The following is a 14,899-nucleotide window of genomic DNA, read 5'->3' on the forward strand; positions in this document are numbered from 1 at the left end:
CCCCGCCCCGACCCGCCCCGACCGACCTGCCTGACCCGACCTGACTCGACCGACCCGACCCGACTCGGCCCGCCCCCGACCGACCTGCCCGACTCGACTCGACCTGCCTGCCTGCCCTGCCCGGCCCGGCCCAACCCGGTCTGCCCGCCCCAGCCAGCGCACCCCCGCCACCACGCCAACCCGCCCGCTCCATCCCACCCCCACGTGGCATGGTCCCCCACCCGAACCCGACACCCCCAACCCCGTAACACCGGTTACCTCAACTGAATCCTTCCCGAACTCTTCCCCCGGAGTTTCGGGATCGGTACAGACGTGGGCGCTCCGACCGACTACGCTCTCCTCACGTGAGCCGACGCGCGAAGATCGTTTGTACGCTGGGTCCCGCCACCTCCACGCCGGAGAAGATGCGGGCACTCGTCGACGCCGGGATGGACGTCGCGAGGATGAACTTCAGCCACGGCAGCCACAGTGACCACAAGCAGGTCTACGACCTGGTCCGGTCCGCGGCCGCCGAGAGTGGGCGGGCGGTGGGGATCCTCGCGGATCTCCAGGGTCCGAAGATCCGGCTCGGCACGTTCGCGAGCGGGTCGGCCGAATGGCACACCGGGGACGTCGTCCGGATCACCGTCGAGGACGTCGCCGGCACGCACGACCGGGTGTCGACCACGTACAAGGGCCTCGCCAAGGACGCCAAGCCCGGGGACCGCCTGCTGGTCGACGACGGCAAGGTCGGCCTCGTGGTCAAGGACGTCGAGGGCCAGGACGTCGTCTGCGAGGTCACCGAGGGCGGTCCGGTCAGCAACAACAAGGGCGTCTCGCTGCCGGGGATGGACGTCTCCGTTCCCGCGCTCTCCGACAAGGACATCGAGGACCTCGAGTTCGCGCTCCAGCTCGGCGTCGACTTCATCGCGCTGTCCTTCGTCCGCTCGCCCGCCGACATCGACCTCGTGCACCAGGTCATGGACCGCGTCGGCCGGGGGCGGCTGCCGGTCGTCGCCAAGATCGAGAAGCCGGAAGCGGTCTACAACCTCGAAGCCATCGTGCTGGCTTTCGACGCGGTGATGGTCGCCCGTGGTGACCTCGGCGTCGAGCTGCCGCTCGAGCAGGTGCCGCTGGTGCAGAAACGCGCCATCCAGATCTGCCGGGAGAACGCGAAGCCGGTCATCGTCGCCACGCAGATGCTGGAGTCGATGATCAGCAACTCCCGTCCCACGCGCGCCGAGGCCTCCGACGTCGCGAACGCGGTCCTCGACGGCGCGGACGCGGTGATGCTGTCCGGCGAGACGAGCGTTGGCCGGTACCCGATCGAGACGGTGCAGACGATGGGCCGCATCGTCGAGGCCGTCGAGACGGACTCGCCGGTGGTTCCGCCGCTGTCGCACGTGCCGCGTACCAAGCGGGGCGTGATCTCGTACGCCGCCCGCGACATCGGCGAGCGGCTCAACGCCAAGGCGCTCGTCGCATTCACCCAATCCGGCGACACTGTGCGCCGTCTCGCGCGGCTGCACACGCGGTTGCCGCTGATGGCCTTCACACCGGAGCAGAGCGTGCGCAGCCAGCTGGCGCTCACCTGGGGTACCACCACCCAGATCGTGCCGCGCGTGGACTCCACCGACCAGATGATCCAGCAGGTCGACCACGCGATGCTCGAGATGGGCAAGTACCAGCGCGGTGACCTCGTGGTGATCGTCGCCGGGTCCCCGCCCGGCACCGTCGGCTCCACGAACCTCATCCACGTGCACCGGCTCGGTGAAGACGACCACGCCTAGCCCTTTCCGGGAGCTGCCACGGTAGCTTCTCGGCATGACCGAAATGGCCAGGCAAGCCGCCACCGGATTCGACGCGTTCCCCGGTGGCGGCGGGCAGCCGGTGCTCGACAACCTCGTCGCCCTGCTCGACCTGGAGAAGATCGAGGAGAACATCTACCGCGGCGTCTCGCCAGCGCAGTCGCCGGTGCGGGTGTTCGGTGGGCAGGTCGCGGGACAGGCGCTCGTCGCGGCCGGGCGCACGGTGCCCGAGGAGCGGCGGGTCCATTCGTTGCACGCGTACTTCATCCGCGGCGGTGACCCGAGCGTCCCGATCGTGTACGAAGTGGACCGCATCCGCGACGGCCGCTCGTTCACCACCCGCCGCGTGGTCGCGGTGCAGCACGGCAAGGCGATTTTCTCGCTGTCGGCGTCGTTCCAGAAGGACGAGCCGGGCATCGACCACGCCGAGACCATGCCGGACGTCCCCGCGCCGGAGACGCTGCCCACCTTCCTCGAGCGCGCCGAGGGTTTCGGCCTGGAGCGCTTCACCGAACGCCCGCGGCCGATCGACGTCCGCTACATCGGCGAGCCGCCGTGGATCACCCGCTCCACCGGCGCACGGCCGACGAGCAGCCGCGTCTGGATGCGAGCCGACGGCACCCTGCCGGACAATCAGCTGCTGCACGTCTGCGTGCTCACCTACGCCTCGGACATGACGCTGCTCGACTCCGTGCTCGCGCGGCACGGCGTCTACTGGGACGTCGACCAGGTGCTCGGCGCCAGTCTCGACCACGCGTTGTGGTTCCATCGCCCGTTCCGCGCCGACGAGTGGTTCCTCTACGACAGCACCTCGCCGAGTGCTTCCGGCGCGCGCGGGCTGGCCACCGGACGGTTCTTCACCCGGGAAGGCACGCATATCGCCACTGTGGTCCAGGAAGGTCTGCTGCGCGTCCGCTAGAAGTGCCACTGAGAGTGGTTATCGGCCGGGAATGGGCGGGAAAAGGCCACGCTTTCGGGGAGAAATTGCGGCGGAAAAGCATGTCTGCGTAATGTTCGCGCGACGGGGAAGGTGCCCGGGACCGGTCGGGGGTCGGCCCCGGACACCGAGATCGCCCGTCGGCGCCGGTTCCCCGCGCGAGGCTCGGACGGTCGTCGTCTACGCTGCTCAGAGCCACCGGCACGACAGGATTCGCGACCGGGCCACCGCGATGTCAGAGTACAAGCGCACTCTGCACAATGCAGGTCGGGAACGCACGCCGGGAACCCCTTGCCGATCCGGCAGGAATTCCCCGGTGTTAATACTCCACTGACTAGTCGTGCAGCTGGTTAGATATGCAGTGCGGGCAACAACACGGACCGGAGGTGCTGCCGTGGCGAGAGGCCAGGGACCGACCGTTCGCCGCCGGCGCCTTTCGAGCGAGCTGAGGAGGCTGCGGGAAGCGGCCGACCTCACGATCGACGAGGTCGGCGAGAAACTCGAGTGCTCCGCGTCGAAAGTGAGCCGGATCGAGACCGGCCACGTCGGCGTCACCCCGCGCGATGCCCGTGACATGCTCGCGCTGTACGGGATCACCGGCGACGAGCAGGAAGCGCTCGTCCAGCTGGCGCGGGAAGCGCGCAAGCGTGGCTGGTGGCACGCCTACAACGAGGTTTTCACCGGCACCTTCGTGGGGCTCGAAGCAGACGCGACTTCGCTGCGGGCGTTCCAGGCGCTGCTGGTACCGGGGCTGCTGCAGACCGAGCGCTACGCGCATGCGGTGATCCGCGCGCTGCGTCCGGACGCCGAGGACGCCGAGATCCGCCGCCGCGTGGCTGCGCGGATGGCGCGTCAGCAGCTGCTGAACGAGAACCCGCCGCCGGAGTACTGGGCGGTCGTCGACGAGGCGGTGCTGCATCGCGTGGTCGACACTCCCGAGGTGATGGCCGAGCAGTTGTTCCGGATGACGGCCATGGCCGAGAAACCGAACGTGACCATCCAGGTGGTGCCCTTCGGCGCGGGGGCGCACCCCGGCATGGAGGGCCCGTTCCTCATCATGGGCTTCCCCGAGCAGGCCGACCCCGACGTGGTGTACGTCGACGACAGCACCTCCAGCGGCCTGTACCTCGAACAGCCCGACGACGTCCGGCGCTACGCGCTGATGTTCGACCATCTCCGCGCAGCCGCGCTGAAACCGGACGATTCGGTGGCGCTGATCACCGACGCAGCCGGCCGGTTCGCCGAACAGGCGGCCGGTTCTGCCGCGGTGCATCACCTGCCGAGGACCACGCAACCGAGAAAAGAGTGAGGAAGTGGGGACCATGATGCCGGACGCGGACCTTTCCCTGGCCCAGTGGCGCAAGAGCAGCTACAGCGGCGGCGGCAACGACTGCGTCGAGGTCGCCTTCGTCGAGGGCGGCGCCGCGGTACGCGACTCGAAGGACCCCGAAGGGGGTGCCTTCCGCCTGCCCGCATCGGGCTGGCAAGGCCTGCTGGACGCCGTCCGTGCCGACGGCCCGGCAGGCGCTTGAAACGCACGCCCGACTGAGACCCCTTACCCCCGCCGACCTGGCTTTCTCCGGCAGTCGCCGCGGGTAAGGGGTCTTTTCGCGCCCGGGTGTAGGTGATCACCTGATGCCGGGGGCGGGCCCTCAGCACGAAAGTGGACGTCACGAAGGAAGACGACCGGAGAGCTGGGGAGAAACCGATGAGCGACCTCAACTGGGACGCCACCCGCGCCGAGGTGGACTACCGCATGGCCGAACTCCGCCGCACCGCCCAGGCGGCCCGCATGAGCCGGGCGAACCGGGTGGTCCGCTGGGTCCGCGCCCACCGGATGACGAACGTCGAAGTACCGGAACAGGAACGCCGAACGGGGGCGGTGGTGCCGGAAGCCCGCGCACGGCACACCGCCTGACCCTGCTTGGTTCGGTGGGCTGGCCGGACGGTTGGGCCGGGGTTGGGCTGGCCGGACAGCTTGGGTTGGTGCCGGGAATGGCCGGGGCCGGTTGGGCCGGGGCAGGTCGGCTGCGGTTGGCGGATCGGGCCGGATGGCGCGGGGCTGCTCGCTAGCCTGGCCGAGCGGCTTGGGGTGGTGACCCCATCCCGGGCCGGGCGGAAGCTCGGCTGCCGGGCGGTGGCCGGGGCAGGGCAGTTGCCGGGTTGGGCTGCCGTGCCTGGCCGGAAAAGCCGGAACACGCGAGGCCGGACCGGGCGAGCCGGGGCCGACGGGCCACAAGGCAGCCAGCGCTCGCAGGGACCCCGCGGCTCGGCCTCGACCGGTTGATCGGCGGGCCACCTGCCCGAGCCGGTCGGCCAGGTCAAGCCCGCAAACCGCATCCCGCCCGACAGGGAACCCGAGCCGAACCCGAGCCGAACCAGAACCCGAGCCGAACCAGAACCCAAGCCCAAGCCGAACCGGGAACACCCCACCGAGCCACAACCACAACCAGCCCGCAAAAAGCCGTCAACTCGAGAAAAACCCGTCCCCACGCAGGAGATCACCCTCCTGGGCCCGGGGGCCGGAGCGAAATGGATGCCGGAACTGTCGGGGGTGTGAGTGAGAATGCATCTCGTGCCTCGTCTTGGTTCTGGTATTCCTCTCGTGGCCCGTACGCAGGAGATGCGGCGGCTGCGGGCGGCCTTCGCGCGTGCCGAGCGTGGGGAAGCCGCTGCGGTGCTGATCTCCGGTGATGCCGGGGTCGGCAAAACGCGGTTGCTCACTGCGCTTCGTGAGCACGTCACGGCCTGCGGTGGGCTCGTCCTCACCGGCGGGTGCATCGACGTGCGGGACGGCGGGTTGCCGTACCTGCCCTTCGTCGAGGCGCTCGGGCCGCTCGGGTCGGCGTCCGATCCGGCCGTGTCCGCTGCGGTGCGGGCCCGGCCTGCGCTCGGGATGCTGCTGCCGCAGAACGGGGAGCCGCAGCCGGTCGGGTACGGGGACCACGGGGAGGTCTCGGCGGGGGAACGGGAAGGCGTCCGCCGGGTGCGTCCTGAGCAGGATCTCGGTCAGCTCCAGCTGTTCGACGCAGTACTGGGGGTGCTGACCGAAGTCGGCCAGGCGCAGCCGGTGGTCCTCGTCCTCGAAGACCTCCACTGGGCCGACTCCTCCACCCGCAACCTGCTGTCGTTCCTGCTCAGCCGCCTGCGTGCGCAACGGCTCCTGGTGGTCTGCAGCTACCGCGAGGAGGACGTCCACCGGCGGCATCCGCTGCGTGGCCTGCTGTCCGAGCTGGTCCGGCTGGCCACGGTCGAACAGCTGCCGCTCGCGCCGTTCGGGCCTGCCGACGCGCGGGCGTTCGTCGCGGCGCTGTCCGAGGAACCGCTGGAGCCGGACGTCGTCGCGGACATTGCCGAACGGTCCGAGGGCAATCCGTTCTTCGTCGAAGAGCTGCTCGCCACCGGCGCCGACTGCCGGGACTTGCCTGCCGGCCTCGCCGAAGTCCTGCTCGCCCGGCTGGAACGCTTCCCGGCCGAGACGCGGCGCGTGCTGCGTGTCATTTCGGCAGCCAACGAATCGGTGTCGCACGCCGCGCTCGCGCAAGTGGCCGGCCTCGGCGAGCTGGAGCTCGACGAGGCATTGCGCGAAGCCGTGCAGCACCACGTCTTGGTGATCGAGCGCGGCTTCTACACGTTCCGCCACGCGCTGCTGCAAGAAGCGGTGTACGCAGATCTGCTACCCGGTGAGCGCACGCGGATGCATGCCGGGTACGCGGCGCGAATCCAGTCGATGCCGCAAGGCCGCGGCCACGACGCGAAGCTGGCGTTCCACAGCCTGGAGAGCCGCGACTTCGCGACGGCCTTGCCCGCGTTGCTGCGCGCGGCCGACGAGGCGGAGAAACTCGGCGCGCCGGGCGCTGCGTTGCGGCACATCGAGCAAGCCCAGTCCATTTGGGACGCCGTCGCGCCGGAACACCGGCCAGACGGGGTCGACGAGCTGAAGCTGCTCAGCGATGCGTCGTACTTCGCGGGCACCTCAGGCGAGCCGGAACGGGCGGTGGCGTACGCGCGGTCCGCCACCGAAGCGCTGGAGCCGGGCGCGCCGCCCGAGCGGGCGTCGAAGGTGTGGCGCCGGCTGGCCGAAGCGCTGCTGGCGCTGGAGGGCACGTTCGACGAGGCGGTACAGGCGATCGAGCGGGCTTGGGAACTGGTCGCCGACCAGGAGCCGAGCGGCGGCCGAGCCTGGGTGCTCGCCTCGCGTGCCGGGTTCCAGCGGCTGCTCGAAACGCCGGAGCTGGCCCTCGACAGCGCGCTCACCGCGGTCGCCGACGCCCGGGCCGCCGGGGCAGCCGGGGCGGAGGCATCGGCGCTCGTCACGCTCGGCACGCTGGCCGACAGCGCAGGCGACCCCGCACAGGCACGCGAGCGGTTGCGCGAAGCCGAGAAGAAAGCACATGACTCGGGAGCTCTCAACGTCGAGATCCGCGCGATGTACTTCCTCGCCCTCAGCTACGACGATCAGGCCGAAATGGACCTCGCCCTCGCGCATGCCGCGCGCGGCGTGGCGCGGGCCGAGGAAACCGGGCTCACCTGGAGTGCGTATGGGCTCGAGCTGCGCGCAAGACTGCTGTACCTGAGATACCTCACCGGAGACTGGCCGAAGGAGGACGCCGCAGGCCGAGCCGGGCGTGGCGTGTCCAGCGCGGTCGCCGCCCGGATCCTCGCCAACTGGGTGCTGTTCCTGGTGGCGCGGGGCCGATTCGACGACGCCGCAACGATTTTGCCCGGGCTCCGCGAGCAGTGGATGGTAGACGTCCAGATCGCGCTCGCCGCGGGCGACGCCGCCATCGAGCTCGCTGCCTGGCGCGGCGACCACGCCGAGGCACTGCGGGTCACCGAGGAACTGGTGGGGTGGCTGGAAAAGGTCGAGGCGTCGCTGCTCGGCGGAATCCGGATCGTGGCGCTGGCCATGCCGTCGATCGCCGCGCTGGCCGCCGAAGCGCGGGCGAAAGGCGACCAGGCCGCGGCGGACGCGTTCGTGGCCACCGGCCGCCGCTTCCTGGAGCACGGCCGCCGCTGCGCCGAGGAAGGACATCCCCGCTCCGGTACGGTCGGCCCGGAAGGCCGCGCGTGGCTGGCGCGGCTGGAGGCCGGTGCGTCCGGGCTCGAAGGGCCGGGCGACCCGGATCTGTGGGCCGCAGCCGTCGAGGCGTACGCATACGGGGCGGTTTACGAACAGGCGATGTGCCGCCGGTATCAAGCCGAGGCGCTGCTGGCCAGTGGACGTCCGGGCGCGGCAGAAGCATTGGAGGCAGCGCACGCTCTCGCGGTGAAGCTCGACGCAGTCCCGCTTCGCGACGCAGTACGCGACCTGGCGCATCGGGCCCGCGTTGACCTCGCTGGCGTCGACACCCCGCCGCCGCTGCGGGCCCAGCCGAACCCGCTCACCGACCGCGAACGAGACGTCCTGGAACGCGTCGCGCTCGGCCGCACCAACCGCCAGGTAGGCGAGGAGCTGTACATCAGCGAGAAGACCGTGAGCGTGCATTTGTCCCGGGTGATGGCGAAACTGGGCGCCAGCCGCCGCGCAGAAGCCGTGGCGATCGCGTACGACCGGGGGTTGCTCACGGCGCCATCGGAGTGATTGTCCGGCTCGCCGTGTGCCGGAGCCTCGTCAGCCGAGCTACCGCCCCGGAAGTCGTCGCAGCAGCTTCAGGCTTGACGTCATCAGGCGGGCCCACAGCGAACCCGGTACCCGCTTCGGCGGCCGCAACGCCAGCCCGCGCTGTACGGCGATCGCTTGCGGTTCCGTGTACTTCAACAGGCCCTCGGCGCCGTTACGTCGTCCCGCGCCGGATTCCTTCATGCCGCCCATCGGTACGCCCACCGTGCCGAACGTTGCGGCGTAACCCTCGTTCACGTTCACCGTCCCCGCCTTCAACCGGGCGCCGATTTCCCAGCCTGCGCGCCCATTCCGCGTCCACACGCTCGCGTTCAGCCCGAACAGTGTGTCATTCGCCCGCGAGATCGCGTCCGCAACGTCCGTGAAGCCGTACACCGACACCACCGGCCCGAAAGTCTCGTCCGCGAACGGCGCCATCCCCGGCCGTACGTCCGTGAGCACGGTCGGCTCGTAGAACAGCGGTCCGAGATCCGGGCGGGCCCGGCCGCCGGTCAGCACCCGCGCACCCTTCGCCCGCGCGTCCTCTACATGCGCCGACACCGTCTCCAGTTGACTCTTCGACGTCAGCGACCCCATCCCGGCGTGATAATCCAGCGCGCCACCCAGCCGTAAGGCGGCCGTTCGCGCCACGAACTCTCGCGTGAACTCCTCGCGGACGCATTCGTGCACGTAAATCCGTTCCACCGAAACACAAAGCTGCCCCGCGGACGAGAAACACGCCGTCACGGCACCGGCCGCGGCTTTGGCGACGTCGGCGTCCGGCAGCACGATCATCGGGTTCTTGCCGCCCAGCTCGAGCGAATAGCTGGTGAGCCGCCGCGCGATCCGGCCCGCGAGATCCTTGCCGGTCGGCGTGGACCCGGTGAAACACAGGTAATCGCATTCCTCCAGCAGTGCGTCGCCGATCCGCGCCCCGCGGCCCAGCACGACCTGCCACAACCCCGTCGGCAGCCCGGCCTCCTCGGCCAGTTCCTGCAGCCACAACGCCGAAAGCGCGGTCTGGTTGTCCGGCTTCTGCACCACCGCATTGCCCGCCACCAGCGCGGGGAACACGTCCATCGCGGTCAGCGCGAGCGGGTAGTTCCACGGCGAGATGATCCCGACGACCCCCTTGGGATGCCGCAGCTCACCCGCCCGCGTCAGCCCCGGGATCACCCCGGGCGCCCGCCGCGGGGACAGGATTTTCGCGCTGTGCCTGCCGTAGTACGCCGCGACCAGCGCGGTGGCGCTGACCTCGTCGAACGCGTCGATCCGGGCCTTGCCCGCCTCCACCTGCACGAGGTCGAGGACCTCCGCCTGCCGCGCGAGTACCAGGTCGTGCAGCCGGAGCAGGAACCGCTGCCGCTGCGCCACCGGCACCGTCGCCCACGCGCGCTGGGCCTCGCGGGCGGCGGAGAACGCAGCGCGTACCTCGGCGTCGTCGGCCTGGGGGAGCGACGCGATCGGCTCCCCGGTGAACGGCGCGGTCATCCGCACCGGCGCCGAATCGGCACCACCGGTCGCGCGTGCCACGAGCGCCGCCGCGCGAGCTGCGGACGGTGCGCCCGCCACCGCGCCGATCGTCGCAGGCAGGGGCTGGTCGGCAGGGAGCTTCGCCGGGGTCGTCCTCGTCACTGGGCGCACCTTCCTCGGTACCGGCCGGTTGTTACCGACGAGTACACCATACCGGCGGTATGGACACCACCGCGTCAGGTCCGTGAAGGGAACCTTCACGGAATCAGGTTCCGTGAAGGTGGCCTTCACGGAACGCTAGCCGCCCGAGTACAGCAGCACGGCAATCCGTTTCCACTCGTCCAGCAGCTGACGGCGCCGGCGGGGGTCGCCGCCCAGTTCGGCGTCGAGGGCGAGGCCGCGGGTGAGGTTCACAGTGAGCCAGAACAGCATTTCCGCCCGCTCTTTCGGCAGGTCACCGGCTACCTGGCGGATCTGCTCCAGAGTTGCCCGGCCCAGCGCGCGGTCCACCGGCCGGATCGCCGCGCGCAGCTCCGGGTCGGTGCGCGCGGCTACCCACAGCTCGGTGACGGCTGTGGACAACGTCCCCGAGTACCCGGTCCACAGCAGGTCGATCGCCGCCTCGACACCCGACGCCCCGCGCGGCAGCTCGCCGAGCGGGGCGGCGAGCTGCGTACGCAGCTTCGTGGTGAGGTGCTCGACGGCGGCCGCCATCAGCTCCGCCTTGGTCGCGAAGTAGTGCTGCACCGCCCCCTTCGACACCCCCGCACGGCTGCAGATCTCCTGCACCGACGCGCGGGAGTACCCGATCTCGACCAGGCAGTCGATCGTCGCGTCCAGCAGTGCGGTGCGCGTCTGCTCACGGCGTTCGGCCTGGGTGCGGTGCCCCCGGGCGACCTCGGTCATCGCAGCTCCTGCTTTACCTGCCGGACGGCTCGGATGTACATTCTGGATGTAACTTACCTGCCAAGCGTCATGTTTTCCAGCCGCGGGAGGCGTCGCCGTGCCGTTGCAGATCCAGAAGAGCTCGTGGAGCACCACCGAACTCGAGGACCTCCGGGAGCTCGCCCGGTCGTTCCTGCAGAAGGAGCTCGTGCCGCACCAGGAGCGCTGGGCGGCGGAGAAGAAGCTCGACCGGGAAGTCTGGACCAAGGCGGGGGAGCTGGGCCTGCTCTGCCTCTCGATCCCCGAGGAGTACGGCGGCGGTGGCGGCACGTTCGCGCACGAGGCCGTGCTGTACGAGGAGCAGGCGCGGGCGGGCGACAACGCGTGGGGTGTCACCGTCCACAGTGGAATCGTCGCGCACTACCTGCTGGCGTACGCGGCGGAGGAGAAAAAGCGCGAGTGGCTGCCGAAGATGGCCAGCGGGGAGTACGTCGGCGCCGTCGCGATGACCGAGCCGGGCACCGGATCGGACCTGCAGAGCATCAAGACCCGCGCGGTCCGCGACGGCGACCACTACGTGATCAACGGCGCGAAAACCTTCATCACCAACGGTTTCCACTCCGACCTCGTGGTGGTCGCGTGCAAGACCGACCCGGACGCGGGCGCGCAGGGCGTGTCGCTGATCGTGGTCGAGACCGACACGCCAGGCTTCCGCCGCGGCCGCGTGCTCGACAAGGTCGGGCTCAAGGGCCAGGACACCGCCGAGCTGTTCTTCGACGACGTCCGCGTGCCCGCCGCCAACCTCCTCGGCGACGCCGAAGGACAGGGTTTCGTCCAGCTGATGCTGCAGCTGCCACAGGAACGGCTGATCATCGCGGTGACCGCGGTGGCCGGTCTCGAAGCCGCGGTGAACCTCACCATCGACTACACCAAGGAACGCACGGCATTCGGCCGTCCGATCTTCAACTTCCAGAACACGAAGTTCAAACTCGCCGAAGCCGCAACGGAAGCCGCAGTTTCACGCGCATTCCTCGACCAGTGCATCGAACGGCATCTGCGCGGCGAGCTCGACGTGCAAGGCGCGGCCATGGCGAAGCTGTGGACCACCGAGCGCGTGAACAAGGTCGTGGACGACTGCGTACAGCTCTTCGGCGGCTACGGCTACATGACCGAGTACCCGATCGCGCGGGCCTGGGCGGACGTGCGGATCTCGCGGATCTTCGGCGGTACCAGCGAGATCATGAAGGAGATCATCTCCCGCACGCTCTGAAACCCCTTGCGGCGAAAGGATTTTTCCGGTGAAGCAAGGCCCACTGGGCGGACTGCGGGTGGTGGAGCTCGCCGGGCTCGCCCCGGCCCCGTTCGCCTGCATGATCCTCGCCGACCTCGGTGCCGACGTGATCCGCATCGACCGCGCGGCCCCGGGCGCCGACGTGCTCGGGATCCCCGGCGACCCGCTCGCGCGCGGGCGGCGCTCGGTCGGCGTGAACACGAAAACCGCCGAGGGCGTAGAGCTGGTCCTGCAGCTGGCCGAGCGCGCCGACGTGCTGATCGAGGGTTTCCGGCCCGGCGTCGCGGAACGCATGGGCCTCGGCCCGGAGACGGTGCACGCCCGCAATCCGCGGCTCGTGTACGGCCGGATGACCGGCTGGGGCCAGGACGGTCCGCTCGCGCAGGCGGCCGGGCACGACATCAACTACATCGGCGTCGCCGGTGCGCTCGAACCGATCGGCCGCGCCGGCGAACGTCCGGTACCGCCGCTCAACCTGATCGGCGATTTCGGCGGCGGTGGCCTGCTCCTCGCGATGGGCGTGCTGGCTGCGTTGCAGGAGCGCACGACCTCGGGGCTCGGACAGGTCATCGACGCGTCCATGGTGGAGGGTGCCGCGCTGCTCACCACGAGCCTGCACGGGATGCGCGCGGCGGGCGTGTGGCCGGGGGAACGCGGCGCGAACCTCCTCGACGGCGGCGCGCCGTTCTACGACACCTACGAGACGGCCGACGGCAAATACGTCGCCATCGGCGCGATCGAAATGCGGTTCTGGGCCGACCTGGTCAAGGTCCTCGGGCTCGACGGCGAAGACCTGCCGATGCACATCGACCAGACCCAGTGGCCGCGGCTGCGCAAGATCATCGCCGAAGCGGTCAGCCGGTTCACGCGCGACGAGCTGGTCGCCCGCGCCGACGGTACCGACGCATGTCTCACCGCTGTGCTGTCGCCGTGGGAAGCCGCTGCGCACCCGCAAAACGCAGCGCGCGGAACGTTCGTCGACATCGGTGGCACCGTGCAGCCCGCACCGGCGCCGCGGTTCGGCCGTACCCCGCCGGAGACACCCGAAGCACCGCACGAGAGGGGCGCCGACACCGCGGATGTGTTGGCAGAACTGGGATACGACCCCGCCGGAGTGGAAAACCTACGCGCGGCCGGTGCCATCGTCTGAAGCCAGGTCGGAGCGGACCACCGCGTAGAGGACGTGGTCGCGCCATTGGCCGTCGCGGAAGTCGAAGCCGCGCAGGATTCCTTCGCGCGTGAACCCGGCCTTCTGCAGTGAGCGTTCCTCGGCCCGGTTTCCGGCCTCGGTACTGGCTTCGACGCGGTTGAACTGCGTGTGCGCGAAGAGGTAGCGCACCAGCTGCCGTTGCGCCTCGGTGCCGAGGCCGTGCCCGCGTGCTTCGGGCAGCAGCACCATGCCGATGTTCCAGCAGTACGTGTGCGGGCCGGTGCGGGTGCGATGCCACGACACCATGCCGAGCGGGCGTTCGCCGAGCGTGGGGACGAGCATGCCGCCGTCGGTGGTGAGCATGCCGTTGTCGTGCCAGCGGCGCCGCAGGTAGCCGGGATCGTGCCAGCCGAACCACTGGTACTCGCCTGCCGTGTCCGGGTCGTTGGTGAGTGCCTCCAGCAAGTCCAGATCGGACTCGCGCACCGGGCGGAGGGTCACTGCACCGTCTGCGCCACCGTCCATCGCGGGAGCCTATCCGGGACGGCCGGGGCAGCGGCAGCCGTCACCCGATGGTGGATACCATCCCCCGGTCGTGATCTTTCCGGCTGGATCTTGCCCGGAAACGGGCCTTCCGGGCGCCGCGACACTACAGTGGGACGGGACCTTGCGGGGGCAGGGCCGGCGTCCGACCGGGCCGCCGGGGGAGCGGATCGGATGGAGCTATGTCGAGCGGCATGAAGAAGATCATCGTGGTCGGAGTGGTCGTGCTCGTGCTGTTCTTCCTGATCACGCAGCCCACCCACTCCGCGGACCTCGTGCACCGCGTGCTCGGCTGGCTCAAGGACGGCGCCGAGGCGATCGTCACCTTCTTCCGGAGCCTCTTCTCCTGATCTTCCCGGGCGGCTTCCGGCAGGGTAATCACGCACTGTCACCGGATCCCGGGATTCGGGCGCATCGCTCGACCATCCGGGTGGATTGCCCCCTGAAACCGCCTGGTCACGGAATTTCCGGGGTCCGGGGTATGGCGGAGAAACCCGGCTCCGCCCTACGGTGCTCACATTGCGTGATCAGCCGGTTCTCCGGTCCCCCGGGAACCGGGTCACGGCGGTCTTCCGCCCGGTCACGCGTGGGGTGCAAGTCGTGGACGCGCAGCGGGGCAGGCGGTCAGGGCCTGTCCGTCGGGGACCGATGAGGAGGCAGGGATGACCGGAGATCCCGGAGTGGACGCGTTGATCCGGCAGTGGGCGGCCGAGCGCGAGAAGACCCCCGAGGAGCAGGAGGTCGACCGCATCGCCTCCGCATGGCTCGCCGATGCGCCGGCCGCTCCGCCCGGCATTCCCGGCCAGCGTGCCCGGTCCGGACCCGCCCGCTGGGCGCCCGTGGAGGCCGCCGACCCCGGCTACCTCGACGCGATGCGCACCCGGCTGCCGGACGTCCCGGAGGAGCTGCTCGTCGCCGCCGCGGGCTGGTGGCAGATGGTCGGCGACGTCGCCGAGGCCGAGCAGTGGTGGGACGCCGGCCTCAGCCCGCTCGACCAGCGGGCACTCGACTACCGCGCCGCGGGGCTCGCGCCGTCGGACCTCGCGCGCCGGCTCGGCCCGATGACCGTGCTGCAGCACCTGCGCCGCGGCAGTGCGCCGGCGTGGTGCGTCGCGCGGCTCGCCCGGCAGCAGAAGTCCGCCTGACGGGATCTGCCTGACCCGGCCGGGTGAACCGGCGTGGCGGGGCTCATGACGAAGTACGCGTAACGCTAACCTGCGCGGGCTCGTTG

At 70.2% G+C, this 14,899-nt stretch carries 13 protein-coding genes; 10 read left to right on the forward strand and 3 right to left on the reverse strand.

Annotated elements, in window-relative coordinates; genetic code table 11:
* The first annotated feature begins 344 nt into the window (after nucleotides 1–344).
* From pyk to OO71_RS42165, 6 genes are all read left to right on the forward strand, one after another.
* Nucleotides 345–1,769: a pyruvate kinase gene (gene pyk, locus OO71_RS42140; RefSeq protein ID WP_033295692.1), complete on the forward strand. Its 1,425-nt coding sequence runs from the start codon at nucleotides 345–347 to the stop codon at nucleotides 1,767–1,769.
* 34 nt (nucleotides 1,770–1,803) lie between these two features.
* On the forward strand, nucleotides 1,804–2,706 hold the full coding sequence (tesB, locus tag OO71_RS42145) for an acyl-CoA thioesterase II (RefSeq protein WP_033295693.1): 903 nt from the start codon (nucleotides 1,804–1,806) through the stop codon (nucleotides 2,704–2,706).
* Nucleotides 2,707–3,118: 412 nt separating this feature from the next.
* Complete coding sequence (locus OO71_RS42150; RefSeq protein WP_033295694.1) at nucleotides 3,119–4,033, forward strand: helix-turn-helix domain-containing protein; 915 nt, start codon at nucleotides 3,119–3,121, stop codon at nucleotides 4,031–4,033.
* Between the two features lie 13 nt (nucleotides 4,034–4,046).
* Nucleotides 4,047–4,256: a DUF397 domain-containing protein gene (locus OO71_RS42155; protein WP_033295695.1), complete on the forward strand. Its 210-nt coding sequence runs from the start codon at nucleotides 4,047–4,049 to the stop codon at nucleotides 4,254–4,256.
* 176 nt (nucleotides 4,257–4,432) lie between these two features.
* Nucleotides 4,433–4,642 carry a hypothetical protein gene (locus OO71_RS42160; protein WP_051793045.1) on the forward strand — a complete coding sequence of 70 codons (210 nt, stop codon included), beginning with the start codon at nucleotides 4,433–4,435 and terminating at the stop codon, nucleotides 4,640–4,642.
* 648 nt (nucleotides 4,643–5,290) lie between these two features.
* Nucleotides 5,291–8,308, forward strand: coding sequence for a helix-turn-helix transcriptional regulator (locus tag OO71_RS42165; RefSeq protein WP_033295697.1), 3,018 nt, complete (start codon nucleotides 5,291–5,293; stop codon nucleotides 8,306–8,308).
* A gap of 39 nt (nucleotides 8,309–8,347) precedes the next feature.
* On the opposite strand, the gene OO71_RS42170 is transcribed toward OO71_RS42165, so the two are convergent.
* Entirely contained in the window at nucleotides 8,348–9,961 is a 1,614-nt protein-coding gene (locus tag OO71_RS42170; RefSeq protein WP_033295726.1) for a succinic semialdehyde dehydrogenase, read from the reverse strand.
* A gap of 135 nt (nucleotides 9,962–10,096) precedes the next feature.
* On the reverse strand, nucleotides 10,097–10,705 hold the full coding sequence (locus OO71_RS42175) for a TetR/AcrR family transcriptional regulator (protein ID WP_033295698.1): 609 nt from the start codon (nucleotides 10,703–10,705) through the stop codon (nucleotides 10,097–10,099).
* 97 nt (nucleotides 10,706–10,802) lie between these two features.
* On the opposite strand from OO71_RS42175, the gene OO71_RS42180 reads away from it, so the two are divergent.
* Both OO71_RS42180 and OO71_RS42185 read left to right on the forward strand, forming a co-directional pair.
* Nucleotides 10,803–11,954 carry an acyl-CoA dehydrogenase family protein gene (locus OO71_RS42180; RefSeq protein ID WP_033295699.1) on the forward strand — a complete coding sequence of 384 codons (1,152 nt, stop codon included), beginning with the start codon at nucleotides 10,803–10,805 and terminating at the stop codon, nucleotides 11,952–11,954.
* A 28-nt stretch (nucleotides 11,955–11,982) separates the two neighbouring features.
* The gene (locus OO71_RS42185) at nucleotides 11,983–13,125 is read left to right on the forward strand and encodes a CaiB/BaiF CoA transferase family protein (protein WP_033295700.1); all 1,143 of its coding nucleotides are present in this window, start codon (nucleotides 11,983–11,985) and stop codon (nucleotides 13,123–13,125) included.
* Here OO71_RS42185 and OO71_RS42190 read toward each other — a convergent pair.
* Nucleotides 13,099–13,650 (reverse strand): GNAT family N-acetyltransferase, encoded by a 552-nt coding sequence (locus OO71_RS42190; protein ID WP_033295701.1) that lies wholly within the window; start codon nucleotides 13,648–13,650, stop codon nucleotides 13,099–13,101. The genes OO71_RS42185 and OO71_RS42190 overlap by 27 nt on opposite strands.
* A gap of 212 nt (nucleotides 13,651–13,862) precedes the next feature.
* Between OO71_RS42190 and OO71_RS51105 the strand changes: the two genes are divergently transcribed.
* Nucleotides 13,863–14,018 carry a hypothetical protein gene (locus OO71_RS51105; RefSeq protein ID WP_162186176.1) on the forward strand — a complete coding sequence of 52 codons (156 nt, stop codon included), beginning with the start codon at nucleotides 13,863–13,865 and terminating at the stop codon, nucleotides 14,016–14,018.
* A 312-nt stretch (nucleotides 14,019–14,330) separates the two neighbouring features.
* Nucleotides 14,331–14,813 (forward strand): helix-turn-helix transcriptional regulator, encoded by a 483-nt coding sequence (locus OO71_RS42195; protein WP_033295702.1) that lies wholly within the window; start codon nucleotides 14,331–14,333, stop codon nucleotides 14,811–14,813.
* The last annotated feature ends 86 nt before the right edge of the window (nucleotides 14,814–14,899 follow it).

Source organism: Amycolatopsis jejuensis, from assembly GCF_000717335.1.
Lineage (GTDB): Bacteria > Actinomycetota > Actinomycetes > Mycobacteriales > Pseudonocardiaceae > Amycolatopsis > Amycolatopsis jejuensis.